Here is a 15227-nt window from a genome sequence, read left to right as displayed (position 1 = left end):
AGTCAACCTGTATATCTCGTCAACCGGCTCAGGCCAGATGCGGGCGGAACTCGGCGATCACCTGTTCATAGACGGCGCGCTTGAAGGGCACGATGGCGGCCAGCATCTCCTCGGCGCTGATCCAGCGCCATTCGGCAAATTCCTGATGCGGCTGCACGATGTTCACCTGATCGTCGCGCCCGGTGAACCGGTAGAGGAACCAGCGCTGTTTTTGCCCGCGATACTTGCCGCCCCAGACCTTGCCGAGCAATTCCGGCGGCAGGTCATAGGTCAGCCAACCGGCGGATTTGCCGACAAACTCCGCCAGGTCCGGGGTCACGCCCGTCTCTTCCGCCAACTCGCGCAGGGCGGCGCGGCGCGGCTTTTCGCCCTCGTCGATCCCGCCCTGCGGCATCTGCCAGGCCGCCGCCCCGCCCTTGGCCTGCCCGCCATCCAGCCTCCGCCCGGCAAAGATCAACCCTTGCGGGTTGATCAATGTGACGCCGACGCAGGGCCGGTAGGGCAGGTCCTCTGCCTTGACCGCCTCGCTCACGGCTTCTGGTCCACCGCGGCCAGACCGCGCAGGATGTCGATGGCATAGGCCAGCTGGAAGTCGCTGTCGCGCAGCTTGGAGGCTTCTTCCGTGCGGGCGCGGTCGGCTTCCAGCTGTTTCTTCTCGTCATCGGTCATCGAGTCGTTCGACAGGATGCCGTTCAGATCGGCTTCCGAGGTCATTTTGTTCGGATCGGCGTTCGGGTCCTCGGGCTTGGCATTGGGGTCCACCGCCGGCTGGTTCACCACGATATCGGGCATCACCCCAAGCGCCTGGATCGACCGGCCCGAGGGCGTGTAATACCGCGCCGTCGTCAGACGCATCGCCCCGCCATCCCGCGTCGGCAGGATGGTCTGGACCGAGCCCTTGCCGAAGCTCTTGGTCCCCACGACGATCGCCCGGTGATGGTCCTGCAGGGCGCCGGTCACGATTTCCGAAGCCGAGGCCGAGCCGCCGTTGATCAGCACGACCATCGGCTTGCCATCGGTCAGATCGCCCTTGGTGGCGTTGAAGCGTTCATTGTCCTGCGGGTTGCGCCCGCGGGTCGAGACGATCTCGCCCTCGTTCAGGAAAGCGTCCGAGACCTGGATCGCCTGCACCAGCAAGCCGCCCGGGTTGTTGCGCAGGTCCAGCACCACGCCATTGACCTTGTCCAGACCGCCAGCCTGATCCACCGCCTTCTTCAGTTCCGATTGCAGGCCCGAGAAGGTCTGATCGGTGAAGGAGGAAATCCGCAGCACCACGGTGCTGCCCTCCAGCCTTCCCTTCACGGCGGCCACCTTGATCGTGTCGCGGATGATCGAGACGTCGAAGGGGTCCTTGGTCCCCTCACGCACCACGGTGATCACGACTTCCGACCCGATCGGCCCGCGCATCAGGTCCACCGCCTGATCCATCGTCAGGCCGTTGACCGACTTGCCATCGACCTTGATGATCAGATCGCCGGTCTTGATCCCGGCCTTGTCGGCGGGCGTGCCGTCGATGGGCGAGACGACCTTGATATAGCCGTCCTGCTGGGTCACCTCGATGCCGAGGCCGCCGAACTCCCCCTTGGTCTGGACCTGCATCGCGGCATTGTCCTTGGGGTTCATGTAGCTGGAATGCGGGTCCAGCGAGGTCAGCATGCCATTGATCGCCGCCTCGATCAGCTTCTGGCTGTCGACCTGTTCGACATACTGGCTGCGGATCCGCTCGAAGGCATCCCCGAACAGATCCAGCTGCTGATAGACAGAGGTGTTCTTGGTGGCCTCCTCTGCAATCAGGGGACCGGCGAATTGGGTGACAAGCAGCGCGCCTGCCACCGTGCCGCCGATTGCGGCCATCAGAACCTTGTTCATGCCTCGTTATTCCTCGTTAGCGGTGAACCAGTCCGTCGGATCGATCGGCTGGCCCCCATTGCGCAATTCCACATAAAGCGTTTCGCTGTCGCTTGCACCAGAGCCGTTATCGGCCGGACGCAGGATATCTGCGGTATTTGCCGCCGCAGCCTCCACGCTTCCGCCCATCAACCCCAATGCATCGCCTTGCGAGACGACATCTCCCACATCGCCATAAACCTGATCGAGCCCGGCCAGAACCAATAGATAGCCTGCGCCGGGCTCCAGGATCATCACATTTCCGTAGTCGAGCAAGGGCCCGCGGTAGCGGATCGTCGCGGCCCAGGGTGCGGTGACCAGGGCGAGCGGCCTTGTGGCCAGGGTCAGCCCCGGTTTGGTGACGCCCTTGGCATCGGTTTCGCCGGGATGCAGCAGGATATGGCCCAGGACCGGCCAGGGCAGATGGCCCTTGGCCTCGGCAAAGCCCTGCACGCTGGTCGTCTGCGGGCCAAGGCCCTTGGCAAAGGCGCCGAGCGTCTTGGCATTGGCCACCAGCGCCTGCAGGGCGGCGGGGACCTCGGTGATCCGCTTGGGCAAAGCGGTGCGGTCCGACATGGCCTGCGACAGCGCGGTGCGGGCGGTCTGCACCTCCTGCAGGCCCTGGGCCAGGGTCGTCTGCGCCTGGGTCTGCAGGGCGCGCAGGTCGCGCAGTTCGGTCAGATCCTGCTTCAGCCCGGCGGCTTCCTTCTGCAGGGCCGGGGCGACCTCGGCCAGCACCATGCCAGAGCGGACGGTGCCCAGGGGTCCATCGGGGTGAAGCAGAAGCAGCGGCCCCTGTTCCGCATCCAGCCCCGCCAGCACGCCGAGCAGTTGCGAGACCTGCCCGCGCTTGGCCTGAAACTGCAGGGTCAGCGCGGTCTCGCGCAGCTGCGCCTGCCGCATCGCCTCGCGCAGGGCCAGAAGCCCGCCCTCATAGGCCTTGATCGTCCTTGTCAGCGCCGCCACCCGGTCCTTGGCCGCATCGGCGCCCTGCAGCGCCTTGACCGAAGCCTCCAGATCCGCCGAGGCCTTCTGCGCCGCTTTGGCGACATCGCCCTGCACTTCTTGCGCAAAGACCCCCGGCGCGGCGAGGGTCAAAAGCAGGGCAAGGGCAGCGGGTCTGATCATGCCAGAAGCAGGCTCTTTCCGGTCATCTCGGGCGGCTGTTCCATCCCCATCAGCGCCAGCAGCGTCGGCGCAAGATCGGCGAGCCGCCCGCCCTGCCGCAGAACCGCACCTTCCGGCCCACCGACCAGCACCACAGGCACCGGGTTGGTGGTATGCGAGGTATGTGGCCCGCCGGTGACCGGGTCCACCATCAGCTCGCAATTGCCATGGTCGGCGGTGACGATCATCGCCCCGCCCGCAGCCTTCAACGCCACCAGCGCCCTTCCGAGGCCCACATCCACCGCCTCCACCGCCTTGATCGCGGCGGGCAGGCTGCCGGTATGGCCCACCATGTCGGGATTGGCGAAATTCACCACGATCAGGTCATAGCCCTTCTCGATTGCCGCCACCAAATGATCCGACACCTCGACCGAGGACATCTCGGGCTGCAGATCATAGGTCGCAACCTTGGGCGATTTCGGCATGAACCGGTCCTCGCCGACAAAGGGCTGCTCGCGCCCGCCGTTGAGGAAGAAGGTCACATGCGGATATTTCTCGGTCTCGGCCAGACGGAACTGGGTCTTGCCGTGATTGGCCACCCATTCGCCGATCGTGTTGACGATCGAGCGTTTCGGATAGGCCGTCGCCATATAGGTGTTATGGCTTTCGGAGTACTCCACCATGCCCAGCAAGGCCGCCCAGACCGGCCGCTTGCCCGGATCAAAGCCGCCAAAGGCCGGATCGGCCAGCGCGGCAAGGATCTCCCGCGCGCGGTCGGAGCGGAAGTTCAGGCAGAAGAACCCGTCGCCATCCTTGGCCCCGGCGTAATCGCCGATCACGGTGGGGGCGATGAACTCGTCCATCTCGGCCTTGGCATAGGACTGCGCCACGGCCTCCTGCGGGGTGGCGGCCACTTCGCCCCTGGCATGGACCATCGCCTCATAGGCCCGCGCCACGCGCTCCCAGCGGGTATCGCGGTCCATCGCCCAATAGCGCCCGATCACCGTGGCGACCCGGGCCCCCGCGGGCAGCGAGATCATCAGCTGTTCGACAAACTCCGCCGCCGAATTCGGCGCCACGTCGCGCCCATCGGTGATCGCATGCAGGGCCACCGGCACGCCCGCCGCGGTGATCGCGCGACATGCCGCCAGCACATGGTTCAAATGCCCATGCACCCCGCCATCCGACACGACACCCATCAGATGCGCCACGCCACCCGAGGCGCGCAGCTTGGCGATGAACTCCACCACGCCCTCGTTCTTGGCAAAGGACCCGTCCTCGATCGCGAGGTCAATCGCCCCCAGATCCATCGCCACCACCCGGCCCGCGCCGATATTGGTATGGCCGACCTCGGAATTGCCCATCTGCCCGGTCGGCAAGCCGACATCCGGGCCAAAGGTGGTCAGCGTCGCATGCGGACACTCTGCCCAGATCCGGTTGAAATGCGGCACATGGCCCTGCGCCGGTGCCGAAACCGCCGGGTTCTGGCCAATCCCCCAGCCATCCAGAATGCACAGAACAACGGGTTTATAGGCAGCCATCTTCGTCTCCAATCCGCTCTTGCCGTTCATATGACCCGCAGGGGCCAAGAACAACAACCTCCAATGCAAAACGGCGAGGCTTTCGGCCCCGCCGTCCGCAGATTTCAGGCCAATTTACTTCGCCGCAAAGCCCGGCAGATCGGCATCGCTGAAGCCCACGACGTAGAACAGGTTCGGCCCGGCGGTTTCGGGCAGAAAGTCGTTGTCATTGGCGATGTAAAGCGTGTGGTAGACCGTGCCTTCCAGCGTCACGTCCTCGCCAAAGGCCATGCCTTCGATCTTGGACGGCACCTTGTCGGGGGTCACGCCATGCGCGCCCAGCAGACCGACCAGATCCAGCACCTCGGTCTTCTTCACGGCAGCTTCCGCCGCCTCGGGACCGGCCAGCGCGGTGATGTCCTTGGCACCGTTCAGGTCGATGCGGAACAGCTTCTTGGCCTCGGCGGGCGAACCGTCGCCCAGCCCCGCGCCGTCGCGTTCGTCCAAAAGGAATTCATGGTCGTTGACCGCGACGATTTCGCTGACGCCCGAGCCATCGGAAAGCTTGTAGCCATATTCATGCGTCTCGCCCGAGGCGAGGTCGACGGTGACCAGACGAATCAGCTTCTTGCTGGCCTTGTCGGCGGCGTCCTGCTCCAGCGCGGCCTGCATCACGCCGACCAGCATCTTGCCATCGGGGGTGATCGCCAGCCCCTCCATCCCCTTGTTGGTGACGCGGCCCAAGGTGTTGCCCTTGATCTCGTCATCCTTCATCGCCGAAAGTTTGGTGATGCACAGGTTTTCCGGCAGGGCGAAAGCCTTGGTGCGCGCCCCGGTCGCCCGGTCGAAGGCATAGAGATAGGGGCCATATTCGTCCGAGATATAGACCGTCTTTCCATCGCCCGAGACGCGGATGCCTTCGGCGTCAAAGCGGCCATTGCCCGGGTTGCAGGAGGATTTCGCCGGGTCCATCGCATCCGACCGCCCGGTGAAATAATTATGCCCCTCGGTATTCTCCGCCGGCACGCCAGAGCCGATGTCCAGCCCCTCGCCCGTGCCATAGGTCAGCGCATCGGCGCTATAAAGCAGAGTGGTCGCCGTCAGCTCCGGCTTCATCTCGAAGGGCAGGGCGGCACCAGCGGCGGCGGGCGTCAGGGCCAGGGTCAGCGTGTCAAAGCGCGGGATGAAGGTGACGGTATCGTCAACCTTGGGGTTGAAAGGCGTGGCATTCGGGCCGCGATCCGGCAGGCCAAGGAAGGTGCCATTGCCCGCATAGGCCAGACCCGAGCCAAGCCCGCCCAGCATCGCCTTCGGCAGCCCGTTCTCCAGATTGCCCTTGAGGCCCGACAGATCCAACCCCTCGCCCGCCGAGGTCGCGGTCAGCCCGCCGATGGCGAGCAGTTTCGGTTCGGCACTGGCCTGACCAACGGCGAAAACCACGGCAACCGTTCCAAGGAACGTCGAAAATCCTGAGCGCATGTCGCTCTCCCCTGATGATGTCCCTCCCGTCCTAGGGACGCGCCATGACGCTCCTGCGACAGATTTTCAAAGAGAAGATGACAGTTTTGGCTTGGGGTGTCGCCTGGGGCAGGGTCTTAACGAAAGATGAAGAAAATTTGCGAAATCACGTGAAGTCAATGGCTTGTCCAAGATTGCACGCGTGCAATCACCAAAATTTCACGCCCTGTGATAAGGCCCGCCACTCAAGATCGTCGCGGCGCGGTAAAGCTGCTCGGCCAGCATGACCCTTACCATCATATGCGGCCAGACCATCAGGCCAAAGCTGACCGAGGCATCGGCCCTGGCCCGGAAGGCCGGATCAATCCCATCCGCCCCGCCGATCACGAAAGCCACATCCTGCCGCCCCTCGTCGCGCCAATGGGCCAGCTGGGCGGCAAAGGCCGGCGAGGACATGAGCTTGCCCCGCTCATCCAGCGTGACCAGAACCGCGCCCGAAGGCACGGCCCGCGCCAGAAGCTCGGCCTCGGCCGCCATCCCGAGGTTCTTCTTGTCCTCGACCTCATGTTCCAGAACCGGGCCAAGCCCCAGAGGCCGCCCGGTCCTGTCGAATCTTTGGAAGTAATCCGCCACCAGATCGCGCTCGGGTCCGGCCCTCAGCCGCCCCACCGCCACCAGATGCACCCGCATTTAAACAGCGGCGTCCGTGTCGGTCCGATGCGCCGCCGAAGGCATCCACATCTTTTCAAGCTGGTAGAAGTCGCGCACCTCGGGCCGGAAGACGTGGATGATGACATCGCTGCCGTCGATCAGAACCCAGTCGCCGGTTTCCTTGCCTTCCATCTTGGCGCCCATGCGGAACTTTTCCTTCAGCCGGTCGGCCAGCTTGTCGGAAATCGAGGCGACCTGACGCGAGGAGCGGCCCGAGCAGATGACCATGTAATCGGCCACATCCGACCGGCCACGCAGATCGATCTGCACGACATCTTCGGCCTTGTCGTCGTCAAGCGAGGCCAGCACCACTGCCAGGACTTCTTCCGCGGTATATTCCGGTGCCGCGGCACGCGTCGCACGGGGGCCGACCGGAAGCCCGGTCGCAGGATCAAATTGAGACAGGACAACGTCCTCCGGTAAGGCGCAGCGCCTGAAGGGCGGTGCGGGATGAGTTCAGACTAGCAGTAGGCGAAGGATTTCTCAACGTCCCGCAGGTGAAGCGCGCCCCATAACGGGATTTGCCGCCAAGGTCGAGTCCTCGCTTGCAGCACCGGGCAGGTCGGTGCGGCCGATGACATGAACCTCGCGCTGCGGGAAGGGGATGCGGAAGCCCTCGCGCTTGAAGGCGTCCCAGAGGGCGAGGTAGACCTGACCGCGTACATTGGTCAGCCCCTCGCGCGGGTCGCTGATCCAGAAGCGCAGCACATAATCGACCGAGCTGTCGCCAAAGCCGGTGACATGGCAGACCGGCGCCGTCGTCTCCAGCACACGGCCGACGGTCCGCGCCGCCTCCACCGCGACCTTGCGCACCTGATGCGGGTCGTCGGCGTAGGAAATGCCAAAGCTGATATCCAGCCGCACCAGGTCATTGCTGTGCGACCAGTTGACCACCTGGCCGGTGATCAGATCCTCGTTCGGGATGAGATACTCCCGCCCATCCCGCGTGACGACCGAGACATAGCGCGCACCCAGCGAGGCGATCCAGCCGAAGGTATCGCCGAGGCTGATCACATCGCCCGGCTTGATGCTTTCGTCCATCAGGATGATGACCCCAGACACGAGGTTCGAGACCACCTTCTGCAGGCCGAAGCCGAGGCCCACGCCGATCGCCCCGGACAGGAAGGCCAGGCCCGTCAGGTCGAACCCCAGCGCCTTCAGCCCCAGAAAGGCCGCCGCCGAGTAAAGCACGATCTGCACCAGCTTGACCGCCAGCACGCCGACCGAGGGCGAGATGTCGTCATTCTTGGCCAGCCGCCGCGTGATGGCCTGGGTCAGAAGCCGCCCCGCCGTGATCAGCACCGCCGTCACCACCAGCGCCCGCACCACCCCCAGCGCCGTGATCCGCACATCGCCAAGCGTGATGCCCAAAGTATCAAGGAAATCCGTCGCCGCCGCGAGGAAGCCCATGTATTGCAGGGTGACATAGATCCAGCCCGCCCAGGCCACGACCCGGCGCAGGAAGGGGTTGCGGATCAGCCGCGCCACCAGCCCGATGATCACCCAGGCCGAGGCGACCGTGGCTGCGATCACCACCAGATAGCGGCGCGAGGGATAGATCGAGATCTGCTCGATCACCCCCACCGCGATCCAGGACAGGGCGACAAAGCTGATCCCGCGAATCCGCCGCTTCAGAATCGCGTAAAACCGCATCCGCTGCAGCGGCACGCCCTCAAGCCGGCGCAGATAGGCGTCCACCCGCGGCTCGGCATAATGGTTGATCAGGCTGGCCACTCCGAAAAGCACCACCACCAGCACCACCTGCAACAGGCGCGACGGCAGGAGAAGCGACTGCAGGAAGGTCGAGATCTGCGTCGCCAGATCCTGCGCGCTGGCAAGAATGTCGGGGTCTATCGTGTCCATGAAACGATTCTGTCGCATGATGGGGCCGGCAAAGCAAATCCTCAGCATGAGGCAGCGGAAGGCGCCGCAAGCCATGCGTCTGGCGCAGGGCTGCTTCTCTGGCGTCATGCGTCAGGTGCAAAGCGCCATCCCGCAAACGGGGCTGGCTCGAATTGCTGCGTTGCGGCATAAAGGCGTCAGGGAGGATATCAGGAGTCAGAACCATGAAACCCACGATTTCCCGCCTGTTCCACCGCCTTTTCCCGATGATTCCCAGCCGCGCGGACCGTGAGCTTGCCTATCTCTGCGGATCGGTCAGCCGCTATGACCTGGAATCCCGCGAGCGCGAGATTGCCCGGGGTAAATTCGCCGCCTACTGAGCGAACTTCACGACATAAGCCTGCAATTCGGGGCCACGGCCCCGATTGGCACCACGCTCCCGGCTTGATTGCGCGGCGCGATCGGCATATCTAGCCTGCCATGGATCGTTTTTTCGACATTGCGGATCACGCACGTCTGCCCTGGCGCTTTACCCAGCGCCTGCGGTCTGTCCTCGCACGACTTTGACTGTCGCGTCCCAGACGCGCCCCGCGCCTCGGCGCGGTTTTTGCCCATTCCCGAACCACAGCTGAAGTGAGAGAGCCATGACCGCTCGTACCCTCTATGACAAGATCTGGGATGACCATCTGGTTGACCAAGCCGAAGACGGCACCTGCCTGCTCTATATCGACCGCCACCTGGTCCATGAAGTGACCAGCCCGCAGGCCTTCGAAGGTCTGCGCATGACGGGCCGCAAGGTGCGCGCCCCGGAAAAGACCATCGCCGTGCCCGACCACAACGTGCCGACCACGCTGGATCGCGCCAATGCCGCCACGATGACCGAGGATTCGCGGATCCAGGTCGCCGCCTTGGACAAGAACGCCAAGGATTTCGGCATCAACTACTATCCGGTGTCGGATGTGCGGCAAGGCATCGTCCATATCGTCGGCCCGGAACAGGGCTGGACCCTGCCGGGCATGACCGTGGTCTGCGGTGACAGCCATACCGCCACCCACGGCGCCTTCGGCTCGCTCGCCCATGGCATCGGCACCTCGGAAGTCGAACATGTGCTGGCGACGCAGACGCTGATCCAGCGCAAGGCCAAGAACTTCAAGGTGGAAATCACCGGTTCGCTGCGCCCCGGCGTGACCGCCAAGGACATCACCCTGTCCGTCATCGGCGCCACCGGCACCGCTGGCGGCACCGGCTATGTCATCGAATATTGCGGTCAGGCGATCCGCGAACTGTCGATGGAAGGCCGGATGACCGTCTGTAACATGGCGATCGAGGGCGGCGCCCGCGCCGGCCTGATCGCGCCTGACGAGAAGACCTTCGCCTATTGCATGGGCCGCCCGCACGCGCCGAAAGGTGCGGCCTGGGAGGCTGCGGTGGCCTATTGGAAGACCCTCTTCTCGGATGCCGATGCGCATTGGGACAAGGTCATAACCCTGAAGGGCGAGGATATCGCCCCGGTCGTCACCTGGGGCACCTCGCCCGAGGACGTGCTGCCGATCACCGGCGTCGTGCCGAACCCGTCGGATTTCCACGGCGGCAAGGTCGAGGCCGTGCAACGCTCGCTCGACTACATGGGCCTGACGCCGGGTCAGAAACTGTCGGACATCACCATCGACACCGTCTTCATCGGCTCCTGCACCAATGGCCGGATCGAGGATCTGCGGGCAGCGGCTGCCATCCTGAAGGGCAAGAAGAAGAAGGACGGGTTGCGCGCGATGGTCGTGCCGGGTTCGGGTCTGGTCCGCGCCCAGGCCGAGGAAGAGGGCCTGGCCCAGATCTTCATCGACGCAGGGTTTGAATGGCGTCTGGCCGGCTGCTCGATGTGCCTGGCGATGAACCCCGACCAGCTCAAGCCCGGCGAGCGTTGTGCCGCGACCTCCAACCGCAACTTCGAAGGCCGTCAGGGCCGCGGCGGGCGCACCCACCTCCTGAGCCCCGCCATGGCCGCCGCCGCCGCGATCACCGGTCATCTGACCGATGTGCGCGAGTTGATGAGCGAGACGGTCTGATCGATGCGTCTTGATACGCCAGATGACTTCCACCGAGAGAGTGCGAGGCGGCTGGAAGCTGTCCTCGCCAAGGTGGGCGTCGCTGGTGTCTCGGACTATACAGACGTGCTGATCGGCTGCGAACAGGCTTTGGGAGCCGATATCCTCTTGCAAGAGGAGCGGTTGCTGGCTTCCGCCATGGCTTGTGACACCTGCATTCAATCGGGTGGGCTGGTCAGTTGCTTCGAACATGCTTCTCCCCACATTCTGCGGGGAGAAGCAGCCATGAACCTGATCGCTTTGCCTGCCCATGCGCAGATCCTGCGCCGGGTTGTTGATACGTCAGATCTTGGGGAAGCAGTGACGCCTGAGGCGCTGAAGGCTGTCTTCTTTGCCAGAAGCGGTGACGATTGGGACAACTGGATCGAGAGGCTCGCTCCACTTGAGGCCGCCTACGACGAACTCGGGCTGGGGACGGTCACCGCGGCTGTCCTTGCCTTTATTCAGGAACATCACGGGACGCTGCGGCGACCCTCCTTGTAGGAAACGAAGATGGACAAATTCACCAAACTGACCGGCATCGCGGCCCCCATGCCGCTGGTCAACATCGACACCGACATGATCATCCCCAAGCAGTTCCTCAAGACCATCAAGCGGTCTGGGCTGGGGGTGAACCTGTTCGACGAGATGCGCTATAACCTCGACGGGTCCGAGATCCCGGAGTTCGTGCTGAACCAGCCGGCCTATCGCCATGCGCAGATCATCATCGCGGGCGACAACTTCGGCTGCGGCTCGTCGCGCGAACATGCGCCCTGGGCGCTTCTGGACTTCGGCATCCGCTGCGTGATCTCGACCTCCTTCGCCGACATCTTCTTCAACAACTGCTTCAAGAACGGCATCCTGCCGATCGTGATGCCGCAGGAAGTCGTCGATGTGCTGATGGAAGACGCCCGCAAAGGCGCCAATGCCCGCCAGACCGTCGATCTGGAGGCGCAGACCGTCACCACCTCGGATGGCAAGGTTTTCCCCTTCGAAGTGGACGCCCATTCCAAGCACTGCCTGATCAACGGGCTCGATGACATCGGTCTGACCCTGGTCAAGGCCTCTGCCATCGATTCGTTTGAGAAAAAGGCAGCTTCCCTGCGCCCCTGGGCCTGAAACCGGCCCCATTGCTAGAAAATAAAACCTAGCAGACACAACATCTTGCGCCGTCCGGGAAATCTCCTACCGGGCGGCCATTTTTTTAACGCAAAAATGATTCAATCCTGCAACACCCGAACCGCGAAAGCGCCGCTTTGGCCGGGTCTTGTGGCCGTAACGGTTGCATGGTTGCTGGAAAGAAGGCACAATTTGGGCAAGATTGAGGCAATCCGCCGCAATGTGCGGAAAATCGCTGGAACAAGGGCCTGGCAAAGCATCAGGACCGTCTGGCAGAGAGGTGCAGGAGCAGTGATTTCGCGGCTGACAGGCGCGGCGATGCGGGCCGTGTTGGTGATGCTGGTCGTCGCCACCCCGACCGTCCTTTTGGCCGATCCGCGGGCCGACAGCCAGCAGATGGTGGCGCTTGTCGCGCTGTTCCTGGGTGTCCTGACCTTTGTCGAATACAATGCCGTCTATCCCGGCCTGGTCGAGTTCCGCGACGCGCCGCCCTTCAACCGCATCCGGTTTCTGATGCTCTTCGCCACGGTCTTCTGCCTGTCGGTGATCGAGCGTGGGCGGGTGCATCCCTCCACCTTGTCCGACCTGATCCATGCCGTGGGCGCCCTGATCGGGCTCTCGATGGATTTCCCCTATAGCCCGGTGCGGCTGGCGACCCTGATGATGTCGGCCGGTTCGACCGAGGCGCAGGTCGGCGCGGTGCGGACGGCGGCGGGGATGTCCTACCTGATCTCTTTGATTTCGCTGGCGATTTTCGTCGTCATGATGCGGATGGGCGGCTGGCCCCGGCGGGACCGGCCCTTCAACGTCTGGGTCAACCTGCCGATTTTCGATCCGACCTCGGGCGGCGATGTGGTGGTGCGTCTGACGCGGGATGCGCGGATCAACATCGCCCTTGGCTTCCTTCTGCCCTTCATCATCCCCGCCGTGGTCGAGATCGCCTCCTGGGGTTTTGCGCCGATGGCCCTGACCTCGCCGCAGACGATGATCTGGACCATGACTCTTTGGGCCTTCCTGCCGGCCAGCCTCTTCATGCGGGGCATCGCGATGGGGCGGGTGGCCGCGATGATCCTGAGCCGCCGTCAAGCCAAGAACGGCGAGGCGGGTGCGCAATACGTGCCGGTCTGATCCACGGGCTGCTCTGGGGTCTCCTTTGCGGATTGCTGCCGGGACCGGTGGCGGCGGACAGCCTTCTGGTGGCGACCTATGACAGCGGCATGTCGCGCGCGGGCCCCGGCCTTCTGTTGCAGCATCTGACCAAGGCCGATGACCCGCAGATCGAGGCGGGCCTTGCCGTTCTGGTGGCGCTGCAGCCCGATCTCCTGCTGCTGACCGACATCGACTATGACCACGACGGCGCGGCCCTTGCCGCCCTGCAGGCGCGGTTGCGCGGGCTGGGTGTCGACTACCCCGAGGCGTTGGTCTTGCGGCCCAACACCGGCATTCCGACCGGGCTGGAACTTGACCATGACGGCGCCCTGGCCGGGCCGCGCGATGCCCAGGCCTATGGCCGCTTTGCCGGCCAGGCGGGAATGGCAATCCTGTCGAAACTGCCGATCGACCGGGATCACTTGACGGATTTCACGGCCCTTCTCTGGCGCGACCTGCCCGGTGCCAACCTGCCACCCGATCTTGCGCCCGAGGCCGCCGCCGTGCAGCGCCTGTCCACCGCCGGGCATTATGCGGTGCCGGTGATCTATGCCCCGGGCAAGGTGCTGACCCTGCTGGCCTGGGCCGCCACGCCGCCGATCTTCGACGGGCCCGAGGATCGCAACGGCCGCCGCAATGCCGACGAGACCGCGCTCTGGCTGCGCCTTTTGGAGGGCAAGCTGCCCAGAACGCCGCAGGAGGGGGTCTACACCCCGCCCGCGCCGCCCTTCCTTCTGATCGGAGAACCGAACCTTGACCCGCAGGATGGCGACGGCTTGCCGCAAAATCTCCACACGCTGATGGCGCGGCCCGAGGTGCAGGACCCAAAACCGCGCGGCACCGCGGGGCGCAGCGATGGCGGGGCAGGCGACCCGGCGCTGGATACGGCGCTTCTGAAAGAGGGCTGGGGCCTCAGGCTCGACATGATCCTGCCCTCCCGCGATATCTCGGTGGAGGCGGCGGGCGTGCTCTGGCCACAGGATGGCGACCCTCTGGCCGCCACCCTTGCCACCGCAAGCCGGCATCGCCCGGTCTGGATGCGGCTGACGCTGCCCTGACCCGGCCTGACCTTGCGGGAAATCCTTGCAATCAAAGCTGCCGCGCCCTGTGCCGCTTGACCCCGCGCCCCCCAGCCGCTAGGCCAACCGCGACCAATTCAGCAGGAGCGCCCCATGGCCAATCCCTCAATCCTCATCCTCGCCGGTGACGGCATCGGCCCGGAAGTCATGGGCGAGGTCAAAAAGATCATCTCCTGGTTCGACACCAAGCGCGGGATCAAATTCGACGTCTCCGAAGACCTCGTCGGCGGCTGCGCCTATGACGCGCATGGCACGCCCCTGACCGATGCCACCATGGCCAAGGCGCAGGAAGTGGACTGCGTCCTGCTCGGCGCCGTGGGTGGCCCGAAGTACGACAAGCTCGACTTCTCGGTGAAGCCGGAACGCGGCCTCCTGCGCCTGCGCAAGGAAATGGACCTCTTCTCCAACCTGCGCCCGGCGCAATGCTTTGACGCACTGGCCGATTTCTCTTCGCTGAAGAAAGAGGTCGTGGCCGGTCTGGACATCGTCATCGTCCGCGAGCTGACCTCGGGCGTCTATTTCGGCGAGCCGCGCGGCATTTTCGTCGAAGGCAACGAGCGTGTCGGCATCAACACCCAGCGCTACACCGAATCCGAGATCGCCCGCGTCGCGCGTTCGGCCTTCGAACTGGCCCGCAAGCGCAACAACAAGGTCTGCTCGATGGAGAAGGCCAATGTGATGGAATCGGGCATCCTGTGGCGCGACGTGGTGCAGGAGATCCACGACAAGGAATATCCCGACGTCCAGCTGAGCCACATGTATGCCGACGCCGGCGCCATGCAGCTTTGCCGCTGGCCCAAGCAGTTCGACGTCATCGTGACCGACAACCTGTTCGGCGACATCCTGTCGGACATGGCGGCGATGCTGACCGGCTCGCTCGGCATGCTGCCCTCGGCCAGCCTCGGCCTGCCGCAGGCCAATGGCCGCCCGAAGGCGCTGTATGAGCCGGTCCACGGTTCGGCCCCCGATATCGCCGGTCAGGGCAAGGCCAACCCGATCGCCTGCATCCTGTCCTTCGCCATGGCGCTGCGCTATTCCTTCGACCTCGGCGAGGAAGCCACCCGTGTCGAGAAGGCTATCGAGAAGGTCCTGGCCGACGGTCTGCGCACCGCCGACCTGATGGGTCCCGAGGGCGGCACCCCGATCTCGACCAGCCAGATGGGCGACGCCGTGATCGCGGCGCTGGACGCGAGCCTGTAAGCCGAAAGGTGCTACTTTTCTGACGTGAGACGAAAGCAGGCCGCTGATCCGGCCTGCTTTTGATTTTTCTGCAA

Annotated in this window: 15 protein-coding genes; 7 read left to right on the top strand and 8 right to left on the bottom strand. The window is 64.4% G+C overall.

The window, feature by feature from the left end; translation table 11 throughout:
- Window positions 1–28: 28 nt before the first annotated feature.
- The 8 genes from AC1DZT_RS23855 to AC1DZT_RS23820 all read right to left on the bottom strand — a co-directional run bounded on the left by AC1DZT_RS23855 (window position 29) and on the right by AC1DZT_RS23820 (window position 8546).
- Window positions 29–532: an RNA pyrophosphohydrolase gene (locus AC1DZT_RS23855; protein ID WP_478009154.1), complete on the bottom strand. Its 504-nt coding sequence runs from the start codon at window positions 530–532 to the stop codon at window positions 29–31.
- Window positions 529–1869, bottom strand: a complete 1341-nt coding sequence (locus AC1DZT_RS23850; protein WP_478009153.1) for a S41 family peptidase — start codon at window positions 1867–1869, stop codon at window positions 529–531. Before AC1DZT_RS23850 ends, AC1DZT_RS23855 begins: the two co-directional genes overlap by 4 nt.
- Before the next feature lie 6 nt (window positions 1870–1875).
- Complete coding sequence (locus AC1DZT_RS23845; RefSeq protein WP_478009152.1) at window positions 1876–3015, bottom strand: murein hydrolase activator EnvC family protein; 1140 nt, start codon at window positions 3013–3015, stop codon at window positions 1876–1878.
- Complete coding sequence (gpmI, locus tag AC1DZT_RS23840) at window positions 3012–4535, bottom strand: 2,3-bisphosphoglycerate-independent phosphoglycerate mutase (protein WP_478009151.1); 1524 nt, start codon at window positions 4533–4535, stop codon at window positions 3012–3014. Before gpmI ends, AC1DZT_RS23845 begins: the two co-directional genes overlap by 4 nt.
- 114 nt (window positions 4536–4649) lie before the next feature.
- Complete coding sequence (locus tag AC1DZT_RS23835) at window positions 4650–5993, bottom strand: esterase-like activity of phytase family protein (RefSeq protein WP_478009150.1); 1344 nt, start codon at window positions 5991–5993, stop codon at window positions 4650–4652.
- Between the two features lie 198 nt (window positions 5994–6191).
- On the bottom strand, window positions 6192–6662 hold the full coding sequence (gene rlmH / locus AC1DZT_RS23830) for a 23S rRNA (pseudouridine(1915)-N(3))-methyltransferase RlmH (RefSeq protein WP_478009149.1): 471 nt from the start codon (window positions 6660–6662) through the stop codon (window positions 6192–6194).
- A complete protein-coding gene (rsfS, locus tag AC1DZT_RS23825) occupies window positions 6663–6992 on the bottom strand; it encodes a ribosome silencing factor (RefSeq protein ID WP_478009148.1) in 330 nt (109 codons plus the stop codon).
- Between the two features lie 174 nt (window positions 6993–7166).
- On the bottom strand, window positions 7167–8546 hold the full coding sequence (locus AC1DZT_RS23820) for a mechanosensitive ion channel family protein (RefSeq protein WP_478009147.1): 1380 nt from the start codon (window positions 8544–8546) through the stop codon (window positions 7167–7169).
- Window positions 8547–8749: 203 nt separating this feature from the next.
- Between AC1DZT_RS23820 and AC1DZT_RS23815 the strand changes: the two genes are divergently transcribed.
- The 7 genes from AC1DZT_RS23815 to leuB all read left to right on the top strand — a co-directional run bounded on the left by AC1DZT_RS23815 (window position 8750) and on the right by leuB (window position 15153).
- On the top strand, window positions 8750–8905 hold the full coding sequence (locus AC1DZT_RS23815) for a hypothetical protein (RefSeq protein ID WP_478009146.1): 156 nt from the start codon (window positions 8750–8752) through the stop codon (window positions 8903–8905).
- A 264-nt stretch (window positions 8906–9169) separates the two neighbouring features.
- Window positions 9170–10588 (top strand): 3-isopropylmalate dehydratase large subunit, encoded by a 1419-nt coding sequence (gene leuC, locus AC1DZT_RS23810; RefSeq protein ID WP_478009145.1) that lies wholly within the window; start codon window positions 9170–9172, stop codon window positions 10586–10588.
- Window positions 10589–10591: 3 nt separating this feature from the next.
- Window positions 10592–11110, top strand: a complete 519-nt coding sequence (locus AC1DZT_RS23805) for a DMP19 family protein (RefSeq protein ID WP_478009144.1) — start codon at window positions 10592–10594, stop codon at window positions 11108–11110.
- 9 nt (window positions 11111–11119) lie between these two features.
- Window positions 11120–11725, top strand: a complete 606-nt coding sequence (leuD, locus tag AC1DZT_RS23800; protein WP_478009143.1) for a 3-isopropylmalate dehydratase small subunit — start codon at window positions 11120–11122, stop codon at window positions 11723–11725.
- Window positions 11726–12043: 318 nt separating this feature from the next.
- The gene (locus tag AC1DZT_RS23795) at window positions 12044–12853 is read left to right on the top strand and encodes a hypothetical protein (protein ID WP_478009142.1); all 810 of its coding nucleotides are present in this window, start codon (window positions 12044–12046) and stop codon (window positions 12851–12853) included.
- 47 nt (window positions 12854–12900) lie between these two features.
- Window positions 12901–13932, top strand: coding sequence for an endonuclease/exonuclease/phosphatase family protein (locus tag AC1DZT_RS23790; protein WP_478009141.1), 1032 nt, complete (start codon window positions 12901–12903; stop codon window positions 13930–13932).
- Between the two features lie 114 nt (window positions 13933–14046).
- Complete coding sequence (leuB, locus tag AC1DZT_RS23785) at window positions 14047–15153, top strand: 3-isopropylmalate dehydrogenase (RefSeq protein ID WP_478009140.1); 1107 nt, start codon at window positions 14047–14049, stop codon at window positions 15151–15153.
- Window positions 15154–15227: the final 74 nt, after the last annotated feature.

It is taken from the genome of Rhodobacter sp. P1_C2, assembly GCF_056406375.1.
This window is presented reverse-complemented; position numbering and strand designations above follow the sequence as displayed.

Coding starts and splice junctions, on each gene's coding strand:
- AC1DZT_RS23850 (WP_478009153.1), bottom strand. CDS start 1,869: ATGAACAAGGTTCTGATGGCCGCAATCGGCGGCACGGTGGCAGGCGCG.
- AC1DZT_RS23845 (WP_478009152.1), bottom strand. CDS start 3,015: ATGATCAGACCCGCTGCCCTTGCCCTGCTTTTGACCCTCGCCGCGCCG.
- AC1DZT_RS23815 (WP_478009146.1), top strand. CDS start 8,750: ATGAAACCCACGATTTCCCGCCTGTTCCACCGCCTTTTCCCGATGATT.
- rlmH (WP_478009149.1), bottom strand. CDS start 6,662: ATGCGGGTGCATCTGGTGGCGGTGGGGCGGCTGAGGGCCGGACCCGAG.
- AC1DZT_RS23805 (WP_478009144.1), top strand. CDS start 10,592: ATGCGTCTTGATACGCCAGATGACTTCCACCGAGAGAGTGCGAGGCGG.
- AC1DZT_RS23835 (WP_478009150.1), bottom strand. CDS start 5,993: ATGCGCTCAGGATTTTCGACGTTCCTTGGAACGGTTGCCGTGGTTTTC.
- gpmI (WP_478009151.1), bottom strand. CDS start 4,535: ATGGCTGCCTATAAACCCGTTGTTCTGTGCATTCTGGATGGCTGGGGG.
- AC1DZT_RS23795 (WP_478009142.1), top strand. CDS start 12,044: ATGCGGGCCGTGTTGGTGATGCTGGTCGTCGCCACCCCGACCGTCCTT.
- leuB (WP_478009140.1), top strand. CDS start 14,047: ATGGCCAATCCCTCAATCCTCATCCTCGCCGGTGACGGCATCGGCCCG.
- leuD (WP_478009143.1), top strand. CDS start 11,120: ATGGACAAATTCACCAAACTGACCGGCATCGCGGCCCCCATGCCGCTG.
- AC1DZT_RS23820 (WP_478009147.1), bottom strand. CDS start 8,546: ATGGACACGATAGACCCCGACATTCTTGCCAGCGCGCAGGATCTGGCG.
- leuC (WP_478009145.1), top strand. CDS start 9,170: ATGACCGCTCGTACCCTCTATGACAAGATCTGGGATGACCATCTGGTT.